At 44.0% G+C, this 14,764-nt stretch carries 9 protein-coding genes and 3 pseudogenes; 11 read left to right on the top strand and 1 reads right to left on the bottom strand.

Translation table 11 applies throughout. The features are described 5' to 3' along the window. The first annotated feature begins 41 nt into the window (after window positions 1-41). The 11 genes and pseudogenes from ACTWJ7_RS35270 (at window position 42) to ACTWJ7_RS35220 (ending at window position 13,201) form a co-directional block, all read left to right on the top strand. Window positions 42-1,450, top strand: a pseudogene (locus ACTWJ7_RS35270) (NAD(P)-binding domain-containing protein). Between the two features lie 69 nt (window positions 1,451-1,519). Beyond that, window positions 1,520-2,557, top strand: coding sequence for a flavin-containing monooxygenase (locus ACTWJ7_RS35265; protein ID WP_175393888.1), 1,038 nt, complete (start codon window positions 1,520-1,522; stop codon window positions 2,555-2,557). Between the two features lie 389 nt (window positions 2,558-2,946). Beyond that, the gene (locus ACTWJ7_RS35260) at window positions 2,947-3,276 is read left to right on the top strand and encodes an ArsR/SmtB family transcription factor (RefSeq protein ID WP_175393887.1); all 330 of its coding nucleotides are present in this window, start codon (window positions 2,947-2,949) and stop codon (window positions 3,274-3,276) included. Next, complete coding sequence (locus ACTWJ7_RS35255) at window positions 3,273-4,703, top strand: arsenic transporter (RefSeq protein ID WP_301248433.1); 1,431 nt, start codon at window positions 3,273-3,275, stop codon at window positions 4,701-4,703. Before ACTWJ7_RS35260 ends, ACTWJ7_RS35255 begins: the two co-directional genes overlap by 4 nt. 2 nt (window positions 4,704-4,705) lie before the next feature. Beyond that, window positions 4,706-5,131, top strand: coding sequence for an arsenate reductase (thioredoxin) (gene arsC / locus ACTWJ7_RS35250; protein ID WP_024634574.1), 426 nt, complete (start codon window positions 4,706-4,708; stop codon window positions 5,129-5,131). Window position 5,132: 1 nt separating this feature from the next. Beyond that, on the top strand, window positions 5,133-5,570 hold the full coding sequence (locus tag ACTWJ7_RS35245) for a protein-tyrosine phosphatase family protein (protein WP_029881670.1): 438 nt from the start codon (window positions 5,133-5,135) through the stop codon (window positions 5,568-5,570). 901 nt (window positions 5,571-6,471) lie between these two features. After that, window positions 6,472-7,839, top strand: a complete 1,368-nt coding sequence (locus ACTWJ7_RS35240) for a cytochrome ubiquinol oxidase subunit I (RefSeq protein ID WP_024634575.1) — start codon at window positions 6,472-6,474, stop codon at window positions 7,837-7,839. Next, window positions 7,836-8,852 (top strand): cytochrome d ubiquinol oxidase subunit II, encoded by a 1,017-nt coding sequence (locus ACTWJ7_RS35235; RefSeq protein WP_024634576.1) that lies wholly within the window; start codon window positions 7,836-7,838, stop codon window positions 8,850-8,852. The genes ACTWJ7_RS35240 and ACTWJ7_RS35235 overlap by 4 nt, the downstream gene beginning before the upstream one ends. Before the next feature lie 105 nt (window positions 8,853-8,957). Continuing rightward, window positions 8,958-10,726: pseudogene (gene cydD, locus ACTWJ7_RS35230) on the top strand (thiol reductant ABC exporter subunit CydD); the annotation flags it as partial. Between the two features lie 7 nt (window positions 10,727-10,733). Continuing rightward, window positions 10,734-12,467 (top strand): thiol reductant ABC exporter subunit CydC, encoded by a 1,734-nt coding sequence (gene cydC / locus ACTWJ7_RS35225; protein ID WP_024634578.1) that lies wholly within the window; start codon window positions 10,734-10,736, stop codon window positions 12,465-12,467. Beyond that, complete coding sequence (locus ACTWJ7_RS35220) at window positions 12,464-13,201, top strand: response regulator transcription factor (protein ID WP_024634517.1); 738 nt, start codon at window positions 12,464-12,466, stop codon at window positions 13,199-13,201. The genes cydC and ACTWJ7_RS35220 overlap by 4 nt, the downstream gene beginning before the upstream one ends. A 278-nt stretch (window positions 13,202-13,479) precedes the next feature. Here the strand turns inward: ACTWJ7_RS35220 and ACTWJ7_RS35215 are convergent. Continuing rightward, window positions 13,480-14,662, bottom strand: a pseudogene (locus ACTWJ7_RS35215) (IS3 family transposase). Between the last annotated feature and the right edge of the window lie 102 nt (window positions 14,663-14,764).

Here is a 14,764-nt window from a genome sequence, read left to right as displayed (position 1 = left end):
AATACTTGCAAAATGCAACTAATTATGAGGAGGAAACTAAAATGATTAAACATATTCCTGTGAACCAAGTGAGCTGCTGCGAAGCACCAGTACAAGAGAAGGGCAAATTACCTGTTGTAATCATTGGAGCTGGACCGGTTGGTCTTGCGGCAGCAGCACAACTCATATCAAAAGGTGAGCCGTTTATGTTGTTTGAAGCTGGAGATGAAGTGGGGGCAAACATTCGAAAATGGGAACATGTACGACTGTTCTCGCCATGGCAGTATAACATCGATAAAGCTGCTAAAGAGTTGCTGCAAAAGGCGAATTGGGTTGCTCCACAGAACGAAACAATCCCAACGGGTAAGGAGGTTATTGAGCATTATCTAAAACCTTTGGCTGCGCTACCTGAAATAAGTCCAAATGTGCATTTGAATACGAAAGTTACCGCGATCAGTCGTAAAGGGTTAAGTAAGGTGAAAACAAATGGGCGTGAGAAACTGCCGTTTGTGATCCATGTTGAACAAAGCAGATCTTCGTTTATTTATGAAGCGCGGGCTGTTATCGATGCGTCTGGGACATGGTCCAATCCCAACCCGCTTCGTTCAGACGGTGTATTTTCAGAAGAGGAAATAGCACTAAAAAGTCACATTTCATATGGCATTCCTGCGGTATTAGGAAAAGAGAGAAATCGTTATAGCGGAAAGAAGGTGCTTGTTGTAGGGAGCGGACATTCTGCGATTAACACGTTGCTTGAACTTGCCCGGCTTCAAAAGAGGAGTCGGGAACTGAGATCGTTTGGGCTATTCGCAAATCAAATATTGAGAATGTTTATGGCGGACGAGAATTAGATGGGCTTCAGGCAAGGGGAGAACTGGGTAATCGGATTCAAAAAGTGGTTGAATCCGGTGCAGTAAAGGTCCTGACAGCATTTCATATTGAAAAGCTCCAAAAACAAGGTGAACAGATCCAGGTTTCCGGAACCATTGAAGATGAACAACTGGTTATTGATCACATCGATGAAATTGTAGGTAATACAGGTTCTCGCCCTGACTTATCAATGGTGCGAGAAGTAAGGGTATTAACCGACCCAAGCTTAGAATGTGTTTATGAACTTGCACCATTAATTGACCCCAATGTACACAGCTGCGGTACAGTTCGACCACATGGCGAAAAAGAACTCCGTCAACCAGAAAAGAACTTTTATATCGTAGGTGCCAAAAGTTATGGAAGAGCGCCAACCTTCCTCATGGCAACGGGATATGAGCAAGTCAGATCCATTGTAGCAGCACTAGTGGGAGATATGGAATCAGCGCAAAAAGTAGAACTGGAACTGCCGGAGACGGGGGTTTGTAGTCTAGGTGCGAGTAGCACGGAAAGCTGCTGTGAACCGGTTCAAGTGAAGGAAACAACTTCGGATTGCTGCTCACCTTCAAAAACGGGAAAAGCAGGATCAAATTCTTGCTGCTGATAATCAAGAATGTAGAGCTACTGCACCCGAATCGTGATGCAGTAGCTTTTTTATAGAAGGAGGAGAAAAATGAAAAACTTGGTATATGATTGCATCGTTATTGGTGGTGGTCAATCCGGTTTGGCAGCAGCCTATTACTTACAGGAAGCTAAACGGAACTTTATCATCCTTGAAAAAAGTGAAGAGCATTTAGGATCTTGGGCAAATTACTATGATAGCTTAACGTTGTTCTCACCTGCACCGTATTCCTCATTGCCAGGACTCCCATTTCCAGGCGGTGCAAATGTTTATCCGACCAGAGATGAGGTTGTTCAATACTTAAAGTCTTATGCGGCTACATACCATTTTCCCATACACTCAAGGCAAGAAGTAATCAAAGTGGATAAGGAAAGTAATATCTATACAGTCCATACCTCAAGCGGAGAACAGTTTCGTACACAGTCCATCATTTGTGCAAGCGGGGCATTCGTGAATCCTCATATTCCAGACATTCCTGGCATGCATGAATTTAAGGGGGAATTGCTTCATGCGAAGGACTACCGAAATGAGAAAGAGTTTAAAAACAAACGGATCATTGTTGTGGGAGGAGGCAATTCGGCGGTCCAAATAGCGGTTGAACTTGCTAAGACGGCGCATGTAACGATTGCATCCAGAAGCCCGATCAAATTCAAGCCGCAGGTTATTGCAGGGAAAGATATTCACTTTTGGCTAACCATACTTAGGCTTGATCAATCCAATTGGGGCAAACGATTATTGCAAAAAAGCAGTGACGGTGTCCTTGATACCGGTATCTATAAAAATGCTATCGATCAAGGTAAGCCGGATGCCAAACTGATGTTTAAAGCTTTTACGGGAAATGGGATAGTGTGGGCAGATGAGACTCGTGAAAATGTGGATACCGTTATTTTTGCCACAGGGTATATTCCGAATTTCGAATATCTTAGTGGATTGAATGTTCTTGACGCATCAGGTGTACTTTTAAAACAAAGCGATGAAAGAATTCATTTTGTAGGTATACCGTGGCAGACCTCTTTTGCTTCTGCGACGATTCGAGGCTCAGGGAAAGATGCGAAAAAAGCTGTACATTCGCTTGTGAAAAGATTGTGAGCTATCGAATCTCAGGAGGATGTTATAATTGGTGATTATAACTATTCTTGAGGTGACTATAATGAAGGGCACACTTTTGTATACCGCAGCACAACTTAATGATGCAATTTTAAAACAATAGCACGTAGAGGTATATTAGCATGATGAATTATTAGATCAAGGTGGAGTCATTGAGTATCAAATTAAAGATATAGTTAAGATAAAAGACGGTCATTATTTTATGAAGTCAAAATGTGAATTTCTAGTTCGTGAGTAAAGTCGGTATTCTTTATTGCCGACTTTTTTGATGCACTAAAATCCTTTATATTCGTGATTGCTTATATAAGTGGTTTGTTATATGCTTATATCATTAAATGAAGCCGACAAGACTAATCACAGGGGGTGTACATATGGAACAAAGAATTCAGGAGATGGCTGAGGCGTATAAGTTATTTGCTGATAAAACACGTTTGACCATAATAGCGCTACTTCAGGAACAGGAACTTTGTGTATGTGATATCACAGACATTATTGGCATGTCACAACCAAACGCCAGTCAGCATCTTCGAAAACTAAAGGCAGCCGGTTTCCTTAATGAAAAGAAAAAAGGGCAGTGGGTCTACTACTCTCTTAATCCAGATGCAGAAGCATATGTTCAGTGTGTGTATCCGTATCTGCCATCCATGAAAGAAAAAATAGCAGGATTGAAAAACTGCTGCGGTCCTCAGGAGGAAGCATGACCATTATCGCGATATTAATCTTTTTGCTAACACTGACTTTTGTGATTTGGCAACCTAAGGGACTTAATATTGGATGGTCAGCTGGAGCTGTCCTTGCACTTCTTTTTGGAGTCGTGAGTCTATCCGATGTAGGTACGGTTACAGGGATTGTATGGAACGCCACGCTTGCTTTTGTAGCTATTATTTTAATTTCACTGATTTTAGATGAAATTGGATTTTTTGAATGGGCTGCTCTACACATGGCAAGGCTCGCAAGAGGTAATGGCAAGCTGATGTTCGTTTATGTTGTGCTGCTTGGGGCAGGGGTGGCAGCGTTCTTTGCAAATGACGGAGCCGCACTGATCTTAACGCCCATTGTGCTTGCTATGGTCCGAGCGCTCAAATTTGATCAAAAGATGATTTTACCTTTTATTATCGCTAGTGGTTTCATTGCAGATACAACTTCACTTCCGCTCGTCGTGAGCAACCTCGTCAATATCGTTTCTGCCGATTACTTTGGTATTGGCTTTGTGGAGTATGCAAGTCGTATGATTGTTCCGAATTTCTTTTCAATATTTGCAAGTCTTCTGGTCCTGTTCTTGTTCTTTAGAAAGAATATTCCAGGGAACTACGAAGTCAGTCAGCTCAAAAAGCCAGCCGAAGCGATCAAGGATAAGAAACTGTTCAACATATCTTGGGTGATCTTAGTCGTACTACTGATTGCTTACTTGATGAGCGAGTTCATTCAAGTTCCGGTGTCTGTTATCGCTGGGGTTATAGCCATCTTGTTTATATTAGCTGCAAGGCGGAGTCACGCTATTCAAACATGGAAGCTCATTAAAGGAGCTCCATGGGCAGTCGTGATTTTCTCCATTGGTATGTACGTGGTCGTTTATGGACTGCGAAATGTGGGATTGACAGATGAACTGGGGAAGGTCATTCAAGCTATTGCCGACCAAGGGCTCTACATCTCCACACTGGGTATGGGCTTTCTAGCTGCAGTATTGTCTTCGGTTATGAACAATATGCCGACGGTGATGATTGATGCGCTTGCTATTGATGGAACCAGCACGCAAGGTGTCATCCGGGAATCGCTGATTTATGCCAATATTATTGGCAGTGACTTGGGTCCCAAAATCACACCGATTGGATCGCTCGCCACACTTTTGTGGCTACATGTACTGTCCCGCAAAGATGTAAAAATCACGTGGGGAAGTTATTTCAAAATCGGAATTGTGCTCACCATTCCAACGCTCTTTATCACGTTAACAGGACTGTATTTGTGGTTACACTTGATTCATTCAACAAACATAAACGTTTGGTTAATGATTGCCGTAATCACAGTAGCATTGGTTGTTGTTGCTGTGATCATAAAAACGTTGATTAACTCAAAAATGAGCGAAGCGAAAATACAAGTAAGCCAAACCAAAGACAAAGGAGATCAATAATCATGAACAACAAACCACTTGTTTACTTTTTGTGTACAGGAAACTCTTGCAGAAGCCAAATCGCCGATGGATTTTTAAAGGCACTTGGTAGTGACAAATATGAGGTGAGAAGTGCTGGGTTAGATCCACATGGCTTAAATCCTCGTGCTGTTCAAACGATGAAAGAAGCTGGAATCGATATTTCGAGTCATACATCCGATGTGATTGATCCTGAGATTTTAAAACAAGCAGACTACATCATCACGCTTTGTGGTCATGCTAACGATAATTGTCCAGTTGTACGTAATGATAAAGCTGAAAGATGGCACTGGGGCTTCGAGGATCCAGCCAAGGCGACAGGTACAGAGGAAGAAATCACAGCTACATTTGCTGAGGTTCGTGATTCAATTAAAGCTCGCATTGAGCAATTCTTGAAAGAAGGTAAGTAAAATGGATCATGCCGAAAAGAAATACCATGCCCTTATTGCTGAACAAGTATTTATGGGCGGAGCTGCCGACGTAGAGGCAATGGTTCTGAACGAAGGCATTGAGGTCGTGGTGGATCTTCGGGAGGAAGCAACAGAGGGCGCGTATCCAGCAGATCATGTGAAGTGGGTAAAAGTTCCGCTTGATGACAACACGAAAGAAAACGAAGCCGAACTTTTTAAACAAGCGATTGATGAGGTTGTTGGAGCGTATAACGCCGGTAAGAAAGTTGCTTTTCACTGTGGGGGAGGCAAGGGTAGAACGGGGACCGTCGCAGCTGGAACACTGTTAGAACTAGGATTAGCCAGTACAATTGAGGATGCTGAGTTAAAGGCAAAACACATCAGAAGTATCATTAATATTAAACCAATTCAAAAGGAATTATTAAATAAAATATTCTGAAACAAGGATTTTAATCATTACGCTAACGGGAAGCGATGGCCTAATAAAACTAAGAAAGCAGCTGATCAATATGATCGGCTGTTTTTGTTCATCTAACGGACATTTTAACAGAACAACTCCTTTATACATAAAACTCACCCATATGAGGAAAAATAAAAAATTCCAACTATGAGGTGATTGCATTTGATAAAGCTAATTTTTTGACAATCGTTTTAGCGCTCGGGTTATCTTCGCTAATCAAAACTCCAGCTAAACGAGAAGAAACTCTGTCTGTATAACACACAACGCAATGCTCGTTAATCCAGAACACTCTTCGTCAAAATATCGCGACAACCTTTTGTACGCGAACCTCCACGTGTTACCGATCCAAGGTTCGGATAATCTTAAGGCTGAATTTATTTTAGAAATGACAATGATGAAAAGAGAGTGGCCAGAAACAGTTGGAATGACGTTTCAACGAAGTCTTAATGGATATAAGGTAGATGATATTGATGTGATTACTACTTAGTGGAGTGGATCATCACGTATAATAAGTTCAATCAATAGCTCTATCGGGTGGTTATTAAGATATTCACTGATATGTCAGGAAGAATTGATCCTTTCTTGAACGTTTAGGGGCGAATACGTGACCGTCATTGAATTGTTTAAAGTCAAAGATATAATAATTTTAAATATTAGATTTTGCAGTTACTTGGAGCGCACATCGAACCGACCAATCGGGAAGTTTACTGAGCAGTGGTCACTTTTGCGAATTACTTTGTGAAATATTTCTCTTTTGTGGGTGTTGAGCTCATTGACTGGCCAAACCTGATATCGAATGTAATGTAGGGCAAGTGTTTCAGAAATCTAGCAACATCTTAGTACAATAATTAAACGGATTTTGAAGGGAGGCAGGGAAGAGATGAGCATTGACACGGTACTGTGGAGCAGGCTTGTGACAGGGATGACCCTGGGGTTCCACGTCATATTCGCGACGATTGGCGTCGGTGTGCCCCTTATGATCGCTATTGCGGAGTTTGTAGGTATTCGCAAAAAAGATAACCACTACATCTTGATGGCAAAGAGGTGGTCGAGAGGTTTTGTTATTTCTGTGGCAGTTGGTGTGGTGACAGGTACGGCGATTTCGCTGCAACTAGCCTTGGTATGGCCTAATTTTATGAAGCTGGCAGGGAACGTGATTGCACTGCCATTATTTATGGAAGTGTTCGCTTTCTTTTTTGAAGCGATTTTCCTAGGCATTTATTTGTATACGTGGGATCGCTTCAAAAATCCATACATACATTGGCTGCTCACGATTCCGATTGTCGCGGGAGCAGGAATGTCCGCGGTCTTTATCACAACGGTGAATGGATTCATGAACCAACCTGGTGGATTTACGATGGAAGGAGGACTCTTCACAGCTGTTGACCCAATTCAAGCAATGCTGAATACAGCCACGTTCTCCAAGGTGTTCCATGTTTTAAGTTCCGCCTACTTAACTGGTGCTGCGCTGTTAGCAGGAATTGCGGCTTTTACGATGCTGAGAAAGGGCGTATCTGGATACCACAAAAAAGCTCTGAAGCTAATGATGGCTGTTGTGATGTTGTTTGGGTTACTCAACACATTAGCCGGAGATGTCTCCGCTAAATTTCTAGCCGAACATCAGCCGGAGAAGCTGGCTGCTGCAGAATGGCATTTCGAGACCGAAAGTGGTGCGGATCTGATTCTGCTAGGCTGGCTTAATGCAGAGCATGAAATTATAGGGGCGCTTCACTTGCCGAAACTTCTCAGCTTTCTGGCTTTTGGAGATTTCAACTCAGAAGTGACGGGGCTAAATGAATTTCCCCTGGATGAGCAGCCGCCGCTACTTGTGCATTATTTGTTTGACATGATGGCTGGAATCGGATTTGCGTTGCTTTGCATCTCCATGTTGTATTTTCTGTTTGTATTCTGGAAAAAACGTAATGAAGTTAACAAGTGGCTACTGCGGATTATTGCTTTGGGCGCGCCACTCGCATTTTTAGGGGTTGAGCTAGGATGGTTTTACGCGGAAATCGGAAGGCAGCCATGGATTATCCGAGGATATATGCGCGTAGAAGAGGCGGCTACGACATCACCAAGTGTAAGAATTCTTTTCTTCCTCTTCTCGTTGTTGTATATCGTATTGGGTACCGTGTGTGTTCTCGTACTTCGACGCCTATTCAAAAATAATCCAGCTGAAACTGAGATGGAGAAGTGGATGCAGCATGTAGGCGACAAAACAACGGTAAAGGGTGAGCACACACAATGAGTTACGAGTTGATTGGAATTTCGGTGCTCTGGTTGTTCTTGTATGGATACTTAATTATAGCTTCGATTGATTTTGGAGCAGGGTTCTTTGCCTTTTATGCACGATTGACGAAACAGGACCATTTGATCAATCGCCTGATTTCCCGTTATTTATCACCCGTATGGGAGATCACCAACGTGTTCTTTGTTTTCTTTTACATCGGCATTATCGGTTTCTTTCCAGATACGGCCTATTATTACGGCTCAGCTCTAATCGTTCCTGGCAGCATTGCCGTTGTTTTGCTCGCCATTCGGGGTTCGTTTTATGCTTTTGAAAATTATGGATCGAAAAACAACATCGTATATCTGTTTTTATATGGCGCTACGGGTTTGCTGATTCCTGCATCGTTGTCAGTGGCACTGACACTGTCTGAAGGCGGTTTTATTTTGCAGCAAGGTGAGACGGTTTCCCTGAATTATTGGGCCCTGTTTACCAATCCGTTATCTTGGAGCATCGTAGGGCTGGCCATCGTATCCGTTTTGTTCATTAGCGGCTCATTTCTAGCCTTCTATGCCTCTAGGGCAGAGGATCACGCTGCGTTAAAGCTGATGCGCACTTATGCACTGTTCTGGAGTACGCCGACGATTATCATCGCGCTCACTGCATTCATCTATTTAGGTCAACACAATGAACGCCATTTTCAAAATATGATGGATTTATGGTGGCTGCTCGCGCTTTCGGTTGCATTCTTCATGGTCGCCATGTGGCTGTTATATAACGGACGCCGTTACGGACTAGCATTCATATGTGTAATGCTGCAATTTTTCTGTGCCTTCTTCGCTTATGGCATTGGTCAGTATCCGTACATTCTTGACCCATATATTACGATTCAGAACAGCGTCACTTCACCATCGATGGGCTTCGCACTCGTTGTTGTGTTTATCGGCGGGATGTGTCTGTTGATACCGTCTCTGATTCTGGTCTTCAAACTTTTCCTGTTTGACGCGGATTATGTGAAGGGCAAACGAAAGTAGTTTCTTCAAGAGTGCATGTGTGGGTGTACCCTCGCATGCCATAAACACCAAGGAGGGGAAGAGTTGAAGAAGAAGAGAAAGAACAAAGGCATCATTTCTCAACAAATGTCTTTACAGCGAAATCGTCTTGTTCTCCTTGCGGTCATGTCGACCGCACTTGGCGTTGCTATCGTGAGTCAGGCTGCACTTCTGGCCGAAGTGGTACAGCGGATTTTCGTGGAGAAGTCGTCTTTTACTTCTGTTGCCATGTTGCTCGGCATATTGTTGTCCGTCATGGCTCTACGCACGGCGTTGTCGTATGCAAACGGAAAAGTTGGCTTGCAGATGGCGGCGACTGCCAAGACGAATATGCGAGCAGCCGTACTGCAGAACTTGATCCATGCTTCAATGTCGTCAACTCTTCACGGGCAAACGGGTGGAAAGGTGAGTGTCGCTTTGGATGCAGTAGATGAGGCTGACAGTTATTTCAGTCAGTACATGCCACGTATGCTGGAAGCCGCAATCATTCCGATTTTAATTCTAATCATTACATTCATCGAGCACCCCAATTCGGGATGGATTATGTTATTTACCGCTCCGTTTATCCCGCTGTTCATGATTCTTGTGGGACTACGAACAAAAAACAAATCAGAAGAAAAATATGAGCAATTGGCTGAGTTTTCCGGTACTTTTCTGGATTCGCTTCAAGGGCTGGTTAGCTTGAAAATATTTGGACGGGCCCATCATCAGAAGCGGGTCATCGAACGCAGCAGCCTAGGTTACCGTGATGCTACGATGGATATTTTAAAAATCGCTTTTACGAATACGTTCATGCTGGAATCGATTGTCATGCTAAGCATCGGCGTTATCGCTCTCGAACTGGCCATTCAGCTGCTCGTCTTCAAATCCATGTCGTTTCACACCGCCTTTCTGGTATTGTTGCTAGTTCCAGAGTTCTATACCTTACTGAAGAATACCGGAACGGCTTTTCATAGCGGGAGAACGAGTATGGGGGCGATTCGCAGAGTTGAAAAGTTGCTGGTTGAAACGGACGACGATCGAAATACACAAACTGAGGGGGAACTGGGGGCACATCCAAGCAGTAACCAGGCCCTAAAAGAACTGTCGCAAGAGTACGAGACATCTCATGAAAATCTATTACCCCTGCCACCAACCATCGAACTGGATCATGTCCGTTTTCAGTATAGGAGCGATTCATTTGAGCTTCAAACGAAGAAGATCTCGATTACTCCGGGAGAACATATCGCCATTGTTGGACAAAGTGGTTCAGGCAAAACAACCTTGTTACATCTCATTGCTGGTTTACTGAAACCAGCGTCAGGCAAGGTCCTTATCAACGGAAATTCAGTCACGACACATGATGAGTCTGCATGGTTCGAGTACGTTAGTTATATTACGCAACACCCGTATATTTTCGCAGGTACGTTCGCTGATAATATTGCCATCGGTACCCGCCGAGACGTGTCTCGAGAGGAAATCGAGCAAGCAGCGGTGGACGCAGGGCTTGCTGCGGTTGTTGCTCAATTCGAACAGGGGTTTGATACCTTTGTGGGCGAAGGCGGCAGGGGCTCTCTGGCGGGGAGAAGCAAAGGCTTGCTCTGGCAAGGGCTTTTCTGAAGCGATCTGCCATTATATTGTTTGACGAACCTACAGTTGGACTTGATTTACAAACCGAGCGTGTGTTGCAACGCTCCATCGCTACTTTGGCAAAAACAGCGACGATGATTACGGTGGCTCACCGATTATATACGATTCAACAAGCTGACAACATTTTATTTATGCAGCAAGGAGTGTTGGTCGATTCCGGATCACACGCTGAACTGCTGGAACGCTTGCCGCAGTATGCCGAAATGGTCGATCTTCAACGAAAGGGGGATTCGCGTGAGCGAACTGACTATTTTATCAAAAGCGATGCTTGGGGAGCGAAAAGACATTCTTCTTTCCATATTGGGAGGATTAATTGCCGGCATCGCTGGTGTGGCTCTTTTTTCCGCAAGTGGATACATGATTTCACAAACCGTTTTTGCGCCGCCGCTTTATACATTAATTGTGCTTACTTCGTTGGTCAAACTCCTTGGTTTCCTTCGAGCGGCGAGTCGTTACGCAGAACGCTTATATTCCCATCGTGCGACGTTCTCCATGCTCAGCCGTTTGCGTACATCCTTTTTTGCCAAATTGATCCCACTAGCACCTGGTGTGCTGAATAAAAAGCGAAGCGGGGATCTGCTAGCTCGAATCGTCGGCGATGTTGAAAGTTTGCAAAATTACTTTTTGCGGGTAGCTTATCCGCCAGTGATTGTGGTCATGGTCTTTCTGGCTACGATGCTGTTCACTGCTTCATTTTCAATCTGGATTGCGTGTTTGTTCGTACTTGGAATGCTGGCAACGGCACTGATTGTGCCTGGAATCGTTTTGTTAGGACAGCGAAAAACACAGGGGCGCGTCCGTAAACAGCGGGCACAACTGTCAACAGAAGTTACGGAGGTGTTGTACGGATTCCGGGACTTGAAAGTATACGGACAGATGGCACAGGGCGAACAGAAGCTCCAGCACATCTCCGCAGCATTAGCAGCTGAGCAGCAACGTGCAGCAGGGAACTTGTTGCGTGGTCAATCGATACATGCCTTTGTTACGTTTCTGATTTCATGGGGAGTGCTGGCGCTTGGCGGCTATTTAATCATGGATGGAGCGCTTGCTGGCGTATTTTTGGCCATGCTGGTGATGGCCTCATTAACGGTATTTGAAGAAGCGGCGGCCATGGCAACATTACCTGTGTATAAGCAGGATAGCGAGCATGCGGCCAAACGTTTAACGGAAACGGTAGTTGCCTCCGCCACGCTGTCATCACAACAACCGATCGGAAAAGTGTCCACGGATCATCCCGCCTCGATCGAACTATCTGGAGTTACATTTCAATATGAGGGGGAATGGAGGCCAGCGCTCAAAGAAATCTCATTGCACTTTCCTGCAGGTTCCAAAACAGCGATTGTTGGGCCGAGTGGGTCGGGAAAATCAACGCTAATCGATTTGATTCTGAAACTTCGTACACCAATGGCTGGAGATATTCGATTGAACGACGTTTCGATGGATGAACTGAATGAGACGAGCCTTTGGGAAATGGCGAATGTTGTATTACAACAAAATCATTTCTTTCGGGGAACGATTCGTGACAATCTGCTCCTCAGTCGTGGAGATCATACCGACAAGCATTTGTTGGACGTACTTGCCAAAGTTCAATTGTCCAGGATTTCTTTAACGGATCTAGTGCTCGAAAAAGGGGAGAATTTATCCGAGGGCGAGAAGCAGCGTATCGCTCTGGCTCGGGCTTTACTCCGTCAGGGAAGAGTATGGCTATTGGATGAACCGACCTCCTCCCTGGATTACGTGACAGAACAAAGGGTGATGACACATCTATACGAACAAGCAGCCGGAGATACGCTATTGCTGATCTGTCATCGGCTTACCGGATTGGAACAAATGGACCGGATCGTCGTCATGGAGCAAGGCAGAATTGTAGAAACGGGATCGTATGCAGAATTAATGATGCAACAAGGCTATTTCTATGAAATGAAGCAGATCGAACGGCAAATGGTTGGAGGAGGTGCAGAGACATGATCCATGTTCATAAACGAATTTTGTTGGTAGACGACGAGAGCCGAATTCGTGCATTGCTGAAGAAGTATTTGGAGAAAGAGAACTTCATCGTAGAAGAGGCCGATAGTGGGGGAGAAGCCATTCGGAATTGTTATATCAATGGTGGAAATTATAATCTCATGGTGTTGGATTGGTTGCTTCCTGACATGAGCGGCATTGAAATTTGCGAATATATAAAATACTACCATCAGGGCCTTCCAATTGTCATGTTATCCGGGCGTTCGGAAGAAAGGGATCGACTCGAAGGCTTTAGAGCAGGAGCTGATGATTACGTGGTCAAACCATTTAGCCCAAGAGAAGTCGTACTGCGAATCCAAAGCATTCTGGCTCGGATGGAGGGAACGTCCTTTTTTGAATTCAACAATCCTTCAGACAGCGAAATTCTGATTTCAGACCTTATTATTCAGCCTTCCGCTCGACGTGTTCTGGTGCATAAGAGCGAAGTTCATTTAACGCCAAAAGAATACGATCTGCTCTATTTTCTGGTCACGCATCAAGAGACCGCCTTTTCAAGGGAGGAATTGCTTAAAGAAGTATGGACGTCGTCCCATCAAAAGATTTATGATCAACGTACGGTAGATACCCACATCAAGCAATTACGGGAGAAGCTATTTTTTCATTCTCCTAAAGGAGACGAGTTCATTCGGACCGTATGGGGATACGGCTATATGGTCTGCAGTACAGATAAGACGTAGCCATAACTAGAACAAATGAGCTAAATCATTAGAATCTTGCTCAAATCTTACGAATTGCAATTCATCATATTTATAGCTAACCAACCATTATAATAGAAGAACACTTCGAATGTTAAGGTGCGAACACGATGAGTTATTTTGATTAGATATCTATCTAATGAATATTCAACAGTTCTTTAAACCATAGGAGGCCGCCGATCAACATGAACGGTGGTCTTTGTTCAACTAACGGGAAGGTTAGTTCAATGAAATGAAGCATAACAGTGGTCATAGCCCCGTCAAGTAGACAATAAAAAAGAGATTTTATCAAGCGGCGACTTTTTCACAAACTCAATCGGGGAGAGGTCGCCCAGTTTGTTTTGGAAACGTTCCATGTTGTAAAACGAAATATACTCCGTAATTTGGCTCCTTGCTTGCTCCGGATTCTGAGGTCTCTCCAAATACAACTTCTCCGTCTTTAAGTGGGAGAAAAACGACTCAATATAAGCATTGTCATAGCAGTTTCCACGCCGGGAATGACTTCCTGTAAGCTTCTTCTCTTCCAGTAACTTGGCATAGGTTTGTGTTGTATACTGAAACCCTTGGTCCGAGTGGAGCAAAGAAGGTCCACATTTCAGTTTCTTCACTGAGTCCGTAACGAGTTTTAAGTCATTTCGCTCAGATAGTTCCCACGCTACAATTTCATTGTTGTACAGATCCATCACCACGGAGAGATAAGCAAAATCATGCCCAATCCGGACATATGTAATATCCGTCACGAGCTTCTGCACAGGAGCTGTCGCTGAGAATTCCCGATTTAGGACATTACGGAACAGAACGGACGGTTTCCGGCCAGCAAATTGGCGTTTCTTTCGAATCACGGAACGAATCTGATGTTCTCTCATTAAGCGGCGTACCTTTTTGTGATTCACTACAAGGCCTTCTTTGCCTAACGCGGTTCGCATGCCTTTGTAGCCGAAATAAGGATGAAGGCGATGAATGCCTAAAATATGTGCCTTTAGATCTGCATCCCGATCTGCTCGTTTCTCTCTAAGGGCAGCATTTTTTTTCCATTTGTAGTAACCTGCTCGCGAAATTCCAGCCAATTTACACAGCAAAACCACAGGTGCCCTCGTGCTTATTTCTCGAACGGACTGGTACCGGACTTCGAAATCCAACTTTCCTCTCCGTGCAAATTTGGATTGAGCTTTTTTAGATATTCTACCTGTGCTTTCAGAAAAGCATTTTCTTCTTCTGCACTACTAAAATGCTTCTTCGTCCAACGTCCATGGTAATCCTCGAAACTTTCTCCATTTTGGCTTTTACGAAACGAACCCATGTGATAATCTGGCTCTCACTCTCAATCCCAAACTTTGTCATGATCCGACTGTACGCCCAACCTTCTTCCACTCGCAGACGAACGGCTTCTTTCTTCGTTTCTTCGCTTTATCGATTAAAGGTATGGCCTTTCTTCGCTGACATAACAAAAATCCCCTCCGGTATCCAGTGTTTGAGTTCATTGTAACATGTCCTCTTTTTTCACTGTCTACCATGAGGGGATAATACCAGCAGGGAATATTTTTT

The organism is Paenibacillus sp. 1A_MP2 (genome assembly GCF_052244825.1).
GTDB lineage: Bacteria > Bacillota > Bacilli > Paenibacillales > Paenibacillaceae > Paenibacillus > Paenibacillus vandeheii.
The sequence above is the reverse complement of the archived record's forward strand: the minus strand, read 5'-3'. Positions and strand labels throughout refer to the sequence as shown.